The following is a 15,226-nucleotide window of genomic DNA, read 5'->3' on the forward strand; positions in this document are numbered from 1 at the left end:
TGTTCAGGGTTAGCCATTACCACTAACCCTACATTTAGCGGCTACATGTTTGATAATTGTCTGGCGTACAGACCTTTAGCGGGGTATAAATCACTTTTTGATAGTGCTCTTTTTGGACAATTTTAAGTAGAGTAAAAATGGCTTGCTTACCCATTTCATAAGGGTTTTGCCCAATATTTGCGCTGGCCAGATGATCTTTGAGCATTGCTAATTGAGAAGCAGAGGCATCCGAGATAACAATGGCCACCTCGTTTGTTCGCACTTTATCCTTGTATGGCTCTATCATTTTCCTGTAGGCTGCCTCATCATTTTGTGGCCAACCACCTACAGCGACAAAGGAATCTGCAATGATTCTTTTTCCTTTTAACATTGAGTCCATTTGCTTAAGCGCTCTGTCTAGCTGGTCAAAATTGTAAAAAGGTTTTCTCACTTCCGTCCATCCATTGTCATCTTTTAACATTTCACCGGGCGGGTTCTGATACGTTTTACCAGATAAAACCGAGCGGACTCCCATAATTCTCAAATTCAAATTTGGCGAATCTGGCCGTCCAGATTGAATAATGAGCGTTCCCCCATTAGGTCGCAGCCTTTTTAACTGTTCTCCGAGTGCTTTGCCTAACTCAAAGTTATTCGTTCCTATATAGGAAGAACGTAAATCTTGATATTTCTTTAACGTTTCAGCATCGAAGTCCGCATCATAGGTAACAATGGGAATACCAGCCTTCTTCGCCAGCTCAACACTATTTTCTGCAAGAAATGCTGACTGAGTAACGGCTATTGCAATTCCATCAACACCTTCAGAAATGAGCTGTTTAACAATTTTATCTTGCACTCTTACATTGGCTTTTTCCGGTCCTCGATAAATGCATTTGACACTTGGTAACTGTTTTGCAGCATCTACACAACCATACTTACTTTGATCGAAAAAAGTGCCGTAAAACTTAGGTACTACAGCAAAAGTATATTCTTTCGCATGAGCTAAAAATGAATAAGAATAAGCAAGTAGCATGGCCGTCAAAAAACACTTCTTCATACATGTTCCTTTGTATACATTCAGCGTATCATGACGTTGTCTCGCCCCTATACCTAACGTTGAAGCTAAGCTTATCTCGCTGAACTCGGGTCTCGAATTTAATTATAGACTAGGGCGTATTGCTATATTTATCTATAAGCTCAGCAAGCGGTAAGGCAGGGTCAAATAAATAACCTTGAAGTTCATGACATCCCAGTGTTTTCAAATGTTTTTGTTGTTCGTGAGTTTCCACACCTTCAGCCACTACATTTAACCCCATTGACAGCCCAATCAAGACGATGGTTTTAACAACGGTCGCATTACGGTTGTCTACCTCCATCTTCATCACAAATTCGCGGTCAATTTTTATTTCTGTAATGGGCAGAGAATTGAGATAACGAAGTGAGGAATATCCAGTACCAAAATCGTCTAGAGAGATGCCAAATCCCATCGCGTTTAATTGGGTAAGAATTGGCAGCACTTTATCCAAATCTTCTAGCAATACGTTTTCAGTCAATTCAAAAGTAATATTACTAGGTTCAATGTTTCGACTCTTTACGATATCTGTCGCCATATTATAAAAGTTGCCATCCAAAAGCTGAATCGGAGAAATATTGATAGCAAGTTTGACAGCACCACCCATTTGCCTATTGAGCGCGTTGATGTCATCACAAGCTTTTTGCAACACAAATTCTCCTATAGCAATAATGAGCCCCGTTTTCTCCGCAATTTGTATAAACACATCTGGGCGAACCATACCCAGCTTTTCTGAGTTCCAACGACATAAGGCCTCAACGCCAAGTATGTCACCCGTTTCTGCACTCAGTTTAGGTTGATAATGGACAGAGATTTCTTCATTTTTAAGCGCATTTCGCAGGCTTTCCTCCACCTGAAAATGATAATGAACCTCATCATCGAGCTTGTGATCGTAAAATAGTATTTGCCCTTTGCTTTGCTCTTTAGAACGATATAAAGCGATATCTGATTTAGACAGTAAACTAGAGAAGCTGCTTCCGTCATCAGGAGATATTGAAACTCCGATACTACAAGACACTATGATGGTTGCTCTGCTCAGAGAAAACGATTCATCAAATACTCTACGAATCGCATCAGCTTTATCTTTCGCTTCTTGCTTAGAACTGACTTGATAGCCAAATACAAACTCATCTCCACCGAAACGTGCTAATACATCTTGCTCACCACACAATATTTCAAACCGCTTTCCCACCGCTTTAAGTAACTCATCACCAACATGATGCCCATAGGTATCATTGATTCGCTTAAAGTCATCAAGATCAACAAACATCAGCGCAAAAAAGTCGCCAGACTGACGACTATGCTCCAACCCTTTCTTCAAGTTTTCTTCAAGCATAGTGCGATTTGGAATAGAGGTGAGAGAGTCAATGGTAGCCAATTTACGTAACTGCTCCTGACTGTCCTCAAGAGCGCGAATATTGTCGCTAATATTCATCTGATACAAAACAAAACGTCGGCGTAAAAAGCGACTGACTGCCAAAGAAAATAAGAGGAGAATGCCTGAAAGCGTAAACAAAATCACGAGAATGCGATACAGCTGATGCTTGTGTTGCTTTTCCAATTCAGTCAATTGTGGTGCGATCAGTGTTTCAATGTCAGAAGTAAACACACCGGTACCAATGATCCAGCCCCAAGATTCTATTAGTCGGATGTAGCTAATCTTATCAGGGCTGTTAATGCTCTCTGGAACATAAGGGCTGTCATATCGAACATACCCTTCTAAACCAGCTAAACTTTTGTTAAGTGAAGCCATAAAAAGATTAAACAACGGCATCTCTGTATTACCAATACGTGTCTCGTCCTTATGTGCCAATGTTTTACCTTCTAGGTCCACGACAAATACATAATTGTCATTGCCGTAGCGCAATTTTGTTAGCCATAATAGCATCCGTCGTTTTATCTCGGCTTCTACGTCCGCTACATATTCACCCGTACCAATAAACCAATCGTAAGGCTTGAAATGTTTGGCATAACCTATCTTTTCAAATTCCTTATCGCCTTCTCCCGGCTTTTTGAACCACCAGCGATAAAACGCGCTACCATCTTTCGACGCCTTAATTAAATCAATATGCTCTTTAACAATGAATGTCCCTCTGAGATCTTGTACGCCAATTTTTGAGGTACCTTCTATGTGAGGCAGTAATGGATGCATGACATTAACGCCATCCATTTGAAAGATAAAATAATATCCTCTTCCTTCGTTAAACCGGACGTTAAAAAGCGCCTGGTGTATTAAACGAATGATCTGCTGTTTTTCTAGTCCGGGGTTAGCATTGTAAATCCCTTCCACCACTTGATAGGCTTCTTCAACACGAGACTCTATATCCCGTTTAAGCAGCTTAATTGTTAAGCTTTTCTCATATTCTATTTGCTGATAAACATTGTTGATCTGGTTCTTAATAATAGCTTGCTGATTAGCCACAAAGTCATCTCTCAAACCATTAACTAAATCCTGCGTACGACGGTTTTCCTCCGTCACTAGAACCACCGCGATAACCAAAATAAAAACCAACATTAAGGCCACAGGCAGCACCTGAATGCTTCTTAATATCCAACGCTCTGTACTTGAGTTAATTTTCTGATTCATGAACTTTTGTTATTTCTTAGCTATCTAGGCTGGCCGCCAATACTCACTTTCATACATTGAGTATAGTGCGCCCAGTTATTTCGCTTGAAATATGATGCTAACAATGAATTAACGCTTTGCTTTTATTACCTTTTACCGTCTATCGTTCAATTAAAAATATTACTCCCATCTGTTGCATTCAATACAAAGCGTGTTAATGTAGCGCCACATTTGAAAATAATTATCATTTCCATCAATAATAATGAATCAACTCAAAACTCAGTATTTTGTAGCTATCTTAATGAGCCTTTGGCTGCTAGGGCTTGCAGGTGTGTCTTTCTATCTACCTGCTATGCCACTATTAGGGAGCCAGCTGTCCGCATCCGCGTCCTTAGTAAAACTCACTATCACTTTTTACATTATTGGCAAAGCCGTCAGCATGTTTATTTACGGGCCATTTGTTGAGGCATTTGGACGTAAGCTATACCTCGTCATTGGTATTTCATTGTTTACATTCGGCAGTGCACTGTGTGCAATGGCCAATAATATTGACTGGGTACTAATCGGACGTCTTATTCAAGGTATTGGTTGCAGTTTGTGCATATTAATGGGACGAGCGGTCATCAACGACCAATACCCCCACCGTAAGGCCGCTAGCCTATTTAGTTATATTTTTACTGGTAATGCGATTTTGTTGATGGCACTACCTATTATTGCTGGTTATATCGCAACATATTGGGGTTGGCGTGCAATTTTTTATAGTTTTTTTGTTTATGGTTTAGTACTTACCACGCTCGTCATTTCCTTTATTCCAGAAACTAACCCTGGCGCAAGTGTAAAAAATCTAGAGTTGAAGCAAATTAAACATAACTACTGGCAAATTATTAAGAATAAATCCTTCTGGGGAGTAGTATTACTGATCGCTTTAATGACAGCTGGAGAAAAAGTGTTCACAACCAGCGCATCCTATACCTTTATCGATACTCTGCATTACAGCAAAGTCAATTTTGGCTATTTGTTAAGTACGCTATGGTTCGCTCATTTGGCTGGAGTTGTGTTATGTGGCTGGCTGGTCATTCGCTTAGGTATTGATCGATTAATGTCTTTCGGATCAACACTGCTATTTATCTCTGCCCTTGCGTTAGGGATTGCGTCCTTGCTTAACATCAGTTCAGGGATACTGCTTGCGGGTACTATGTTCTTATATATGTTTGGCTCTGGCTTTATTATTACCACGGCTGCTGTTGCCATGGTTCGCCCTTTCCCACAACTTATTGGTTTAGCAACAGCCATTGGTATGGCTGTTGAATTTACGTTGGCGTCTATCGCCAGTTTTATTGTGAGTCATTTCTCGCAACACTCAATAAAGCCTGTCATGTTGAGCATTAGTACCGTCGGTGCTCTTGTCCTCATCACTTGGTTTTACTTAGTGCGTCAATCCTGTTCTGATCCAGAACTCATCGCCCAAAATGACTGAATCAGATGGTGGGTGATACCAAGTTACTTCGATATGCGGAATTCAAAGCTTAAAGTTTCACCAAATGATTGTACCCATTACTTGTTAAAGCGCTTTCCATGATGGCTGCGACACGCTGGCTGGATTGTGAATGCAAAATATGCGACTTTTGTTGGTTATCACGAATTAAGTTTGAAACATGTTCAATTTCATACTCAAAGCCTCCTCCAACCGGAGGAATAGATATCTCATGAACTTTGTCTTTGTATAAAATATGAATATGCGTGGGGTTCCACCATTTTTCAGCGATCGTAATCTTCAGATCCGGCCCAGTAATAATAGCCTCACGCTTGAGATCGCGAGTAATCGATGCGCTGATTTTTCCCTTTATTTTGCCATCAAATAAGAACTCCACATTTTCATCAACCCCAGAGCCTGGATTGTCTTGTGCGTATTTGATTGAAGGCGTTACGATGGGCGTTTTAGTTAAGCGACACAAGTCGACATACAACCAGAGCGGGTAAACGCCCACATCCAAGGTTGCTCCTCCGCTTAGATTAGGATTGAATATATTTTCCGTGGGATCGAATTTATGCCAGTTTCCAAACGCCGCCTCGACAAAATCAATAACGACTTCATTGTTAAGGATAAATTCCGTTAAGGCTTGGTAAGCAGGAAAAGCAACGGACTTCATGGCCTCAAGTAATATCAGCCCATTCTTTTTAGCCAGTGCAGACATTTCTAACCAGTCCCTTTCATTGGTAAAAGCAGGCTTTTCTACCAGCACATGCTTGCCATTTAATAGACAGAGCTCTACTAAATTTTTGTGATATGGGTGAATGGTCGAAATATAAACAACATCAACGTTTGCATCTTCCGCAAGCTGCCGATAAGAGCCATAACTGCTTGGACATCCATATGTATCCGCAAAGTCTTTTGCCCGTTTCTCATCCCTAGCAGCTACCGCACGGAGTTCAACGTTTTCAACGTGCTGGGTGAGGTCTGAAACAAAACGATGTGCTATGTTCCCCAGCCCTGCGATCCCCCAACGTACTATATTATTTGGCATATATATCCCTATTTAATTTTTCGGACAAATGCTAACTAGCATTGGGACACCAAGTCAATCTTTGTTGAGCTATGCTATGAGATAAGATAGTGATGGGTTCCTTGAATGAAGAGGGCGCGAACAAACACTACCTGTATTACCGACAGTACGGAAACACAATGTTTATTAAAGGCTATATTCGCAATTTTACTCTTATCGCTATAACGCTACTTGTTGGCTTTCCGAGTATTGCTAAAGACATATATTTAGTAACTGGATATGACTATCCTCCGTATGCAGATAAAAACCTACCCAACGGAGGGTTTGCCAGTGACCTTGTGGTGACGGTATTTAGCAGCATGGATAATGTCGGGCGAGTTTCATTAGCTTTCGAGCCATGGAAAAGAGGATATGACAATACAAAAATTGGCAAGTTTCTCGCTACTTTCCCTTACCGAAAAACGGCTGACAGAGAAAAGGATTTTCTGTATAGCGACCCTATCGTATCCATCAATACCGTTGTCTTTATCAACCACAATTCAACCTTAACATTGGCTACACTTGAAGGGGCTAAAGCATGCCTTCCACTAGGATATACGGATAAGGCAATAAAAGATCTTGTTGAACGAAAAATAGTCACTTTGCAACGACCTACTCAGTTGGAAAATTGTTTCCAAATGATGAAAGCTGGACGCGTCGATTTCATACCGATAAACGACATGGTGGGCAATGAGTTCCTTCACTCTCACAGCACCTTGAATGCGGCTCATTTTAAGCATCTTCCTGAGCCTATCTCAAAAGGATATTTACATTTAATGGTGTCTAAACAACACCCAGGCTCTAAACAATATATCAAGCAGTTTAATAAATATTTAGAGCGAATTAAATCTTCTGGTCAATATAATAGATTAAAAGAAAAACATAATATACCTTGAGTATTAGGCCAAGAAAATCGCAAAGAAATACGTTAAGATTAAGTGGAATTTTTACCAATTAATATACGTATAATATAATGAAGATTACTGGTAGCTGTAACTGTCAATCGGTTCAATTTAGCATCAAAGGTAACATTCTAGATGTTGTAAATTGCCACTGTCGCCTTTGCCGAAAAATGAACGGATCAGCCTTTTCTACATACGCTGTTATCCATCAGCCTAATTTCGAGCTTCTAACAGGGGTTTTACACTCTTTCGCTGTCTCTGAGTTTGCTAGAAAACATTTTTGTAGGCAATGTGGTACACCTATTTTCAACTCAAACCCAACTAAATATCCTGACTTTACTATCCTGCATTATGGTTGTTTAGATAATCATCAAGATTTCAAACCAAGCGTGAATATTTACACTCGCTCCAAACTCGATTGGGTGAATGTATTGGATAGTTTACCCAGCTATTGTACCTCAATACAGTGACCAATAGCTTCAACACACCAAGTGTGTAATGATCAAGAAACAATCGATTAAAGCTTGGTTTTTATTGTTTAGATAAGCACCTTTATTAAAGCACAATAAAAAATGCCTGCAGATAAACTGCAGGCGAAAAACATGTCCTAGATGAAGAGGCGGACAAAATATTAGTTGGCTATATTGCAATACTTTCATCTAAAAATATTGCGTTATGGGCTCTCGAAAAAGCCCATAACCCGGTATTACGTAGACTATTTTGTCTAATCGTTAATATAGATTAAGTATATCTAGATAGTGATTCGCAAGCTACCACAATAATTACCATTTACAATGTGATAATAAAATGTTATAGCCCGATATAATTAACAGTTAAAAAGTCCAATTTTTTGACTTAATTCACATTAAGTTAAACCTAAACATTCAGTCTTTTTTATTCCCCCCCTAAGACTAAGCCTATATCTGTTCATCACTTCTAACTGATTATTTTGTGTCTAATAATGTACTTCTTTGGCACATAACGGTCCCAACCCTTTGACTTACAGAAATCTATAGTCTGTGCCTGAGAAAAGGTTCCAAGTTTAGTTCTAATATTCTCCAGATACTTCCTAACAGTATTCACTTGCAGGGACAACATAAGAGAGACGCTCTTAAGACTCTCACCTTTCATTAAGAAATATAAAACTTCCCATTCCCTTTCTGTTAGTGCTGTGGTAGGAGGGTTAAGAATGATAGATGATGCTTTAGTACCAAAAGTCGTATATATATTTATATCTATCTTTCTGGCAGGATCAGCCCAAAAAAATACACCGCTTAGCTTATTATTATAAAAGAATGTCCTTTTGTGGAAAATCCACCCCTCAAGCACCTTATGTTTACCAAATGGATGAATTTCTATAGAGCTATGGACGTCTTTAGTATCAAGTACTAGCCGATCATGCCTCTGAAACTCGGGTTCATATTCATATGTTTCTGTTGGAAGTTCGCCATCGTAGCGACCTTCTATATCGTAAGATTTAGACAGGTTTTGCAATCGCCGATAAGCTGAGTTTACGTATACATACCTGGATTGAAGATCTTTTAATCCTCCAGGTTTATCATAGCTCTCCCAGAAGTTGATCAGGTCAGAAGACAATTTCATAGATGCCCTTTTTAGTGTGCACGATTCAAATGTTGAATGATAAAATCGGAATAGCTCGAGCCAGATTATCCACGTTAAAATTAAAAAGCAGACCTAAAGGCTAACTATGCCAATAAACAGTCTACTTATCGGGCCCCAGTGTTAAGCAAGAAAACCGAGCTCAATCAATACTCAACTTGAGTAATATTATTCAAAGAATACTATAACTGCCGCGGAGCAAAATCAATATGCTATTGAAATTTAAGTGTTCTTGTTGCATATTAAAGAAAATCTAAAGCCTGATGACGTTACTATTGAGGGATGAAAGGTTAACGTTAGCTTGGACAGATGAACCAATTACACTTTATGAAAACTAGCAAGCAATTAATAGCAGACCGACTATGTGAGGCTAGAGTTAATGCAGGGTATAAATTTACAAAAGACTTTGCTAGTGAGAACTCCATATCCTACACCACCTACAGCCAGCACGAAAAGGGAAAAAGGTCTATAAAACCGGAAGCTTTAGTTAATTATGCCGAGGTTTTAGATGTTTCCGTAGAATGGCTAATTACTGGGCAATCTCATAGTTCGGCTTCTTTCTCAAACACTGAAAATTACGCGATCGATACTAATCTGTTACTGGATATTTATGATCAGGTCCAGAGAATGTCAGAGGTCATGGGTATAGATAAGGAAAGCTTGAATCAACTAAAAGTTAGTTGTCAGATATATAACTCTTTTAACACTTGTAACGGGTCCAGCGTAGGTTTGTTTAAAATAATAGTCGATCATTTAACCGAGCTGAAATCTGAAATAAAGCCTTCCTAAGTGTCAATATTTATAAATTGTCCCTCCTAATTTCCGTGAACTTAAAACCTAAATCTAAAGGCTTCGAACAGAAAAAATGCCTGCGAATCAACCGCAGGCACAAAATATGTCCAATATTAGAGGCGGACAAAATGTGTGTAGGCTATAGCGCAATACTTTCAAGTGAACCAAAGTATCGCAATAGAAACACTTAGTTTCTATTGGCCATCATTGTAAGCTGCCCAAGATTGCGTGTACATTCCGAGAAAATGCACATGAGCCTTGCACATATGCACACTCGTCTTAAATTTTATATATGAAAGCATATACCCACTCTTCTTCATAGTGAGCTTTCGATACTTACCTACTCTCAAGGAATAAAGGCAAGATTTTATTAATCATACTGCCAACAGTATCAGAAAGAGCAATGTCTACGGGCACATGGCTTAAAGATAAGCGCTCTGTAATCGTCGATAGTAGTTCAGTTCTATCAATGGAATTGATTCCCAAGTCAATGAAGTGGCTTGCGGTGGACACATCCGCTTGGGGTGAAACGCCAAGGATTGAAGCCATTTCTTTAGTTGCTGAAAGGGTGATTTCTTGTACTAAGTTTTTCATCATTACTATCCTTCTCAACTTATTCGTCTAAATTTACTTCTTTTCGGGCCAAACCATGTTGTAGCTTTGGATATTTTTAGTGATGCGTCATCATGTTCTCCTCATTTATTAATGGGAATTTTGGGATATTCGTAAACTCAAACCTATTATGTCTCGTAAATTTGCACTAATTGTTTGCGTGCGATGTGGGTCTCTGACGGATAGCCAAAAGCATTATTAATGTATTCAACGTTATCGAGTTGAATACTCCGATTCAAATGACTGTGACCATATACATGCAGATGTTTACTTGCTTGGATCGTTCGGATCTGTTTATCGAGTTCCGAGCTGCCTAACACTGGAAACAAATAGTGAAATTGAGCTGGAACGGCTGATGGAATCAAATCAATCCGAGGAAGAAAATGCGAGAAAGAAATCACAACTTCATTTTGTACTGGTAACTGATGTTGATTATGGGAAAGGAAGTAACGAGTGATATCTTCTGCTTGCATATCCTTAGGCCAGCTGCATGCATAAAAGTCCGTCCAAGATTGCTGTAATTTCTCACTAGGTGAACCAAATGTATAATCGTACCACCCCAAGAGAGGAACAACCGATAATGAGCCGAAGTGATACGTTTGCATGGAGATTTGATGCTCGGCTGCAAGCTTCTGTAACAGCTCAAATTTTTCCAACGAGGTCATCTCTGGATTGCGGCGAACCCAAAGGTCATGATTTCCCGGAACAAAAAACACCTGTCTGAATTTCGACTGCAATGTGGTAAAACACCACTGGATAAGCTTAGTATCGTCCGATATATCTCCCGCTAGAATTAAAATGTCCGACTGAAAATCGGCATTCGACAAACCTGCCAACCAATTTCTATTTTCTTCATAATCAAGATGGAGATCTGACACCGCAAATAAACGCATATTTAAAAAGCTTCCCCATATCGATCAGACACAGCCTGTGAAGCAGAGGATGAAATTCTCTGGTTCTTAAGCTGGAAAAAAGTGATGACTTTTCTGTTATCGATAAACTTAAACTGACCTGAAAAAACTGCCCCTGCTGTAAAAATCGAACCTACTGTATCATTCACTCTAAATTCAAGTCTTCCAAGGTGTTGGTCAACTTGCAAGATAGAAATAGCTGAAAAATCGAAGTAGGTTTTTACGTGAGGATAAACGGCCTTGAAAAAGCTTTCTTTCATTGAAAAAATCAACGTAAAGATAGCATTCGGTGTAATAGACTCCTCTAGCAAGAACATTTCGTCCTGATTGACTATGGATGTCAGTAGGTTCGAACGCATATTGTCATCTACTATATTTTCGACATCTAAGCCTAGCGCAAATAAATCAGCAGACTTCGCGCTTGCTGCTAGGGCATAAGAATCACAGTGACTGATAGATCCTAAAAAGCCTGAGGGCCACATTGGACAGCGCCCTTCTCCTACGTTAATGAAACTACTATCTCCACCTATGAGCGCCAGGGATTGATGGGCACAATAGCGCCCAGCGACAAACTCAGACTTACGTTTTATTACCGCATTTTTTACAAAGCCGAAATAATCTCTGTTTAAATCAGAAATTAGCTTTTCTGAAAAACAGCCCACATCGAAGCTGGTGTGATAGACGGAAATCTCTGGAGTTTCAAAGTAAAACACTGGGCCAGATTCATAGAAAAACCTATCCATGAAGCACCTCCTTTTCTCGCAATAACTCTGCTATTTCCTCTATAACGAGTTTTTCGCTCTGAGACGGATCAATAAACAAGTGGTCTCCAGGAAAAACACGCAGTAAAAAGCCTTCGTTACTCAGCGGCTCCCAAGCCTGCATTTCCTCAAGCGTTACCTGACTGTCCTCTTCACCATGAAATGCAATGATGGGTATGGACAGAGGGACGATGGACGATGGGTCAAAGCTGTCTACCACCTGCATAATAGAAACAATCGCATGCAATTGTCCTGCTATAAGATCTGGCGCCAAATCAACTAGCCCCATAGCCTGAGTTTTCTTGTGATAAACACGGATGATTTTGCTCACCAATTCCTTGTTATGCGGATTTATCACATCGCTCAAGCTAGGAAGCTTATCAATGCCCACACTTTTATATTCTTTCTTTGCAGATTCAATAACTGGGTTGGGCTCGCACGTAGGAGCCGTAAATGCGCTAACGATCAACTGTTGAGGCATTGGCCGGCCTGTTTTCTGTAAATGTAATGCCAGTGCGTACGCGACAAGTGCACCAGAACTGTGACCAAATAGTACGAAGGGTTGATGTAATTCGCTCTCGAGTGCATTCGCCAAGCTTTCGACCATCTCATTAACATGTTCAATCGGCCGCTCACTTATTCGGGGACCATGCCCAGGAAGCTCTATCGGAACCACTTCTATTTGGGGTGACAATTGTCCCAACCAATTTTTAAATATAATCGAAGAAGAAAGGTGCCCATAGGCAAAACAATAAACACGCAGCCGAGCTGTCGCTGTTACCTGATGACCTAGCCAGCTATTTGTCTGCAAAGAATACGGTTGTAATATTCGACGCACCTGAGCTACAGACTGATCATAGGCATGGCTGCTCTCACTACCTATAGATGTATTATCGGTCCCTATTGTACTTAGCTTGCCTATAAGGTCATTAATCGTCGCGTCGAACAGGCTTTGAACAGGAGCATCTAATTTATCCATCATATTTCGGATGCGCATTAACATTAATGAGTCCATTCCAAGCTCAGGTAAAGGAATATCCCTTTTTATCTTTTCGGGCTGAGTATCCAGTCTGTCAGCAATAAACTGGAGCAAGGTGTCAGCACCACACTCACTCGACTCATCGATCTGAATCGAATGTGTATCAGGTTTTTCCGCTATCTTTTGTAGCTGAATTTCACCACACGCTATAAACGGCTCACCCTCTGTGGAGCATATAGCCCAAGAAGCCGAAAAACGACCGTTTGAGATGTTGTCTTGAGACAACAATCTATTATGTAACTTATATACATTTCCTTCATTCAGTGGCTTATGGATGATGAGATCTTTGAGCGTTGTAGTCATATATGGAGCTTGATCACTTACTTCAAGCATGTGAAAAGCTGGCTGTACGACAGCGTCAAGAAACCCGGGGTGTGCACCTAACTTATAACTTGCGGGATCGAAACTGAGTGACAAATTAGACCGAGTTTGGTCTACATAAATACGACAAGTTTCAATCGCACGAACATATCCTTTACCCGGCATACCCATAGCTTGATAACGTTGGTAAAAGTCCTCAGCGTCTAGTTTACGCTCTACTAGCTTGCGTGTGAGACTCATATCTATAGGTTGGGGAGTCTGTAATGCCTGTGAAGTAATTGACGCCTCGGCAGCCAACGTCCAATCTTTACTAGCCGTTCCATATTTGAAATAGATGTCTACATGATAAGCATTACTGTCGACCAGTTTTACGACCAGATGGATATCCGTTGTTGTCTTCTGAGATACCTGAAGAGGCTGGAGAAACATCAACTCTTCTATATGCAGCGCATCTTTAGCTAAATAGTCAGAAAATATCTTATAAAGTAGCTCAATGTAAAAGCCTATATGAAAGTTTCCTGTATCTTCAATTCCCGTCAGTTGCCCGGGTTGAATTGAGAGGTTCGCTCGAAACAGATCGGTGGGCGAATCGATTAAATGATAAGTTAAGAAGCCTGGTGCATTATCATAGTTATCATTATAACCAGTCGAAAACTTAGGTTTATCTAACCAGTATGATTCTAGGTTAAATTCAACCTTCGGATAGTCTGCCAAATGGATTTGCTGCGTAGTGTCCAATGTATTAGGCGCATTCTCCAATACTGCAAATCCATTCAATCCACCAAAACCAAATGAGCTCACCCCTGCACGTAGAGTTTCTCCCATCCATGGTACTGCTCGATCAGGTAGTACAAACGACTGATGGTCTAGATTCAGCAAAGGGTTAACCTTATTCAGGTGATTATTACCTGGGATCATACCTTGAGAGACACACAGTGACGCCTTAATTAGACTAGCAATCCCAGCCGCGGGTTCTAGGTGGCCAATATTAGTTTTCAAACAGCCAAGCACACAAGGTGTATTCGGAGCTCGGTTTTTACCGACAACGTTATTCAACCCCTCAATTTCTACTGGATCACCCAAATAAGTCCCTGTGCCATGGGTTTCCACATAACCTAAAGACCCTGGCTCGATATTCGCGCTATGACAAGTGTCTCGGATCAAGGCCTCTTGAGCTAAACCGTTTGGCGCAGCCAAGCCATTGCTCTTGCCGTCATGATTTACATTGCAACCCTTGATCACTGAGTAAACCTTTCCTGGACTAGGGAGGTCATCGGCCAGTCGCTGCAGAACGACAACCCCCACTCCCTCTCCCGGCACATACCCATCGGCTCGCTCATCAAATGTCTTACACTTCCCATCCTCAGATAGCATATTCGCATGCTGCAACATTTTGGTGGCGTCCATATTTAAATTAAGGCTTACTGCCCCAACCAATGCGTAATCAATTCTTCCTTCTTTAAGGTAACGACAAGCGACATCTAACCCCGCTAAAGATGAGGAACACGCGGTATCAATCACAAGGCTGGGTCCCTGTAGGTCATAGTGATAAGAGATTCGATTCGCAGAAATGGACGCTGCATTTCCCGTTGCCATAAACAAACTATTCTCAGGTGTACGTTGACCGTCCAGCGCTAGATATTGACTGGCATAGTGGGACATAAATACGCCTGTATTTTTAAAATTCGAATTGCTTTGAATATCCGAATCTTGCAAAGCCTGATGCACATTCATCATCAGCAACCTCTGTTGAGGATCCATGCATTTCGCCTCTCTGGGCGAAATATTAAACAGCTCGGGATCGAACAAATCGATATTTTCTAGATACCCACCGTAGATGTTCTCTATATCTCCGTCGAGGTGGCTCTCCTCTAATCCTAGTAGGCCCAGCCTAGAGCTCGGGTAATGACTAACACCATCAAATCGCTGGAATAATTGATTCCAAAACACGGGTAAACTGCCAGCTCCTGGGAACTGACAAGCCATACCAATGACAGCGATAGCTGGTTCATTCGGCATCACTGTGGATGCCGTATTTTCTAACCTTTCGTTAAGGTGCCTGATAGTAATCAGAGCATCTCTCAATAGTTCATCTTTATTCATGCCATTCA

Annotated in this window: 12 protein-coding genes; 4 read left to right on the forward strand and 8 right to left on the reverse strand. The window is 40.7% G+C overall.

Annotated features, from left to right (window positions below; translation table 11 throughout):
* Nucleotides 1-34: 34 nt before the first annotated feature.
* Complete coding sequence (locus tag M9194_RS10085) at nt 35-1,033, reverse strand: substrate-binding domain-containing protein (RefSeq protein WP_250612515.1); 999 nt, start codon at nt 1,031-1,033, stop codon at nt 35-37.
* Between the two features lie 109 nt (nt 1,034-1,142).
* Entirely contained in the window at nt 1,143-3,635 is a 2,493-nt protein-coding gene (locus tag M9194_RS10090) for a bifunctional diguanylate cyclase/phosphodiesterase (protein ID WP_250612516.1), read from the reverse strand.
* Between the two features lie 241 nt (nt 3,636-3,876).
* Here M9194_RS10090 and M9194_RS10095 point away from each other — a divergent pair, with 241 nt between their 5' ends.
* On the forward strand, nt 3,877-5,091 hold the full coding sequence (locus tag M9194_RS10095) for a multidrug effflux MFS transporter (protein WP_284676560.1): 1,215 nt from the start codon (nt 3,877-3,879) through the stop codon (nt 5,089-5,091).
* A 49-nt stretch (nt 5,092-5,140) separates the two neighbouring features.
* Here the strand turns inward: M9194_RS10095 and M9194_RS10100 are convergent, their stop codons facing one another.
* Nucleotides 5,141-6,139: a Gfo/Idh/MocA family protein gene (locus M9194_RS10100; RefSeq protein ID WP_250612518.1), complete on the reverse strand. Its 999-nt coding sequence runs from the start codon at nt 6,137-6,139 to the stop codon at nt 5,141-5,143.
* A 158-nt stretch (nt 6,140-6,297) separates the two neighbouring features.
* Here M9194_RS10100 and M9194_RS10105 point away from each other — a divergent pair, with 158 nt between their 5' ends.
* Both M9194_RS10105 and M9194_RS10110 read left to right on the forward strand, forming a co-directional pair.
* Complete coding sequence (locus M9194_RS10105) at nt 6,298-7,053, forward strand: substrate-binding periplasmic protein (protein ID WP_250612519.1); 756 nt, start codon at nt 6,298-6,300, stop codon at nt 7,051-7,053.
* A gap of 77 nt (nt 7,054-7,130) precedes the next feature.
* Entirely contained in the window at nt 7,131-7,529 is a 399-nt protein-coding gene (locus M9194_RS10110; protein ID WP_284676561.1) for a GFA family protein, read from the forward strand.
* Between the two features lie 466 nt (nt 7,530-7,995).
* Here M9194_RS10110 and M9194_RS10115 read toward each other — a convergent pair whose 3' ends face one another.
* On the reverse strand, nt 7,996-8,661 hold the full coding sequence (locus M9194_RS10115; RefSeq protein ID WP_250612520.1) for a helix-turn-helix transcriptional regulator: 666 nt from the start codon (nt 8,659-8,661) through the stop codon (nt 7,996-7,998).
* A 327-nt stretch (nt 8,662-8,988) separates the two neighbouring features.
* Here M9194_RS10115 and M9194_RS10120 point away from each other — a divergent pair, with 327 nt between their 5' ends.
* Nucleotides 8,989-9,468 carry a helix-turn-helix domain-containing protein gene (locus M9194_RS10120; RefSeq protein WP_250612521.1) on the forward strand — a complete coding sequence of 160 codons (480 nt, stop codon included), beginning with the start codon at nt 8,989-8,991 and terminating at the stop codon, nt 9,466-9,468.
* A gap of 339 nt (nt 9,469-9,807) precedes the next feature.
* On the opposite strand, the gene M9194_RS21830 is transcribed toward M9194_RS10120, so the two are convergent.
* The 4 genes from M9194_RS21830 to M9194_RS10140 all read right to left on the reverse strand — a co-directional run bounded on the left by M9194_RS21830 (nt 9,808) and on the right by M9194_RS10140 (nt 15,218).
* On the reverse strand, nt 9,808-10,068 hold the full coding sequence (locus tag M9194_RS21830) for a phosphopantetheine-binding protein (protein WP_431769401.1): 261 nt from the start codon (nt 10,066-10,068) through the stop codon (nt 9,808-9,810).
* Between the two features lie 143 nt (nt 10,069-10,211).
* Complete coding sequence (locus M9194_RS10130; protein ID WP_250612523.1) at nt 10,212-10,976, reverse strand: metallophosphoesterase; 765 nt, start codon at nt 10,974-10,976, stop codon at nt 10,212-10,214.
* A 2-nt stretch (nt 10,977-10,978) separates the two neighbouring features.
* Nucleotides 10,979-11,737: a 4'-phosphopantetheinyl transferase family protein gene (locus M9194_RS10135; RefSeq protein ID WP_250612524.1), complete on the reverse strand. Its 759-nt coding sequence runs from the start codon at nt 11,735-11,737 to the stop codon at nt 10,979-10,981.
* Complete coding sequence (locus tag M9194_RS10140; RefSeq protein WP_250612525.1) at nt 11,730-15,218, reverse strand: alpha/beta fold hydrolase; 3,489 nt, start codon at nt 15,216-15,218, stop codon at nt 11,730-11,732. Before M9194_RS10140 ends, M9194_RS10135 begins: the two co-directional genes overlap by 8 nt.
* Nucleotides 15,219-15,226 lie beyond the last annotated feature (8 nt).

The sequence above is a fragment of the Vibrio sinus genome (assembly GCF_023634645.1).
GTDB classification, from domain to species: Bacteria; Pseudomonadota; Gammaproteobacteria; order Enterobacterales; family Vibrionaceae; genus Vibrio; species Vibrio sinus.

Excerpts from the sequence above, each read along its gene's own strand:
- M9194_RS10085 (WP_250612515.1), bottom strand. The coding sequence starts at position 1,033 with ATGAAGAAGTGTTTTTTGACGGCCATGCTACTTGCTTATTCTTATTCA.
- M9194_RS10090 (WP_250612516.1), bottom strand. The coding sequence starts at position 3,635 with ATGAATCAGAAAATTAACTCAAGTACAGAGCGTTGGATATTAAGAAGC.
- M9194_RS10095 (WP_284676560.1), top strand. The coding sequence starts at position 3,877 with ATGAATCAACTCAAAACTCAGTATTTTGTAGCTATCTTAATGAGCCTT.
- M9194_RS10100 (WP_250612518.1), bottom strand. The coding sequence starts at position 6,139 with ATGCCAAATAATATAGTACGTTGGGGGATCGCAGGGCTGGGGAACATA.
- M9194_RS10105 (WP_250612519.1), top strand. The coding sequence starts at position 6,298 with ATGTTTATTAAAGGCTATATTCGCAATTTTACTCTTATCGCTATAACG.
- M9194_RS10110 (WP_284676561.1), top strand. The coding sequence starts at position 7,131 with ATGAAGATTACTGGTAGCTGTAACTGTCAATCGGTTCAATTTAGCATC.
- M9194_RS10115 (WP_250612520.1), bottom strand. The coding sequence starts at position 8,661 with ATGAAATTGTCTTCTGACCTGATCAACTTCTGGGAGAGCTATGATAAA.
- M9194_RS10120 (WP_250612521.1), top strand. The coding sequence starts at position 8,989 with ATGAACCAATTACACTTTATGAAAACTAGCAAGCAATTAATAGCAGAC.
- M9194_RS21830 (WP_431769401.1), bottom strand. The coding sequence starts at position 10,068 with ATGATGAAAAACTTAGTACAAGAAATCACCCTTTCAGCAACTAAAGAA.
- M9194_RS10130 (WP_250612523.1), bottom strand. The coding sequence starts at position 10,976 with ATGCGTTTATTTGCGGTGTCAGATCTCCATCTTGATTATGAAGAAAAT.
- M9194_RS10135 (WP_250612524.1), bottom strand. The coding sequence starts at position 11,737 with ATGGATAGGTTTTTCTATGAATCTGGCCCAGTGTTTTACTTTGAAACT.
- M9194_RS10140 (WP_250612525.1), bottom strand. The coding sequence starts at position 15,218 with ATGAATAAAGATGAACTATTGAGAGATGCTCTGATTACTATCAGGCAC.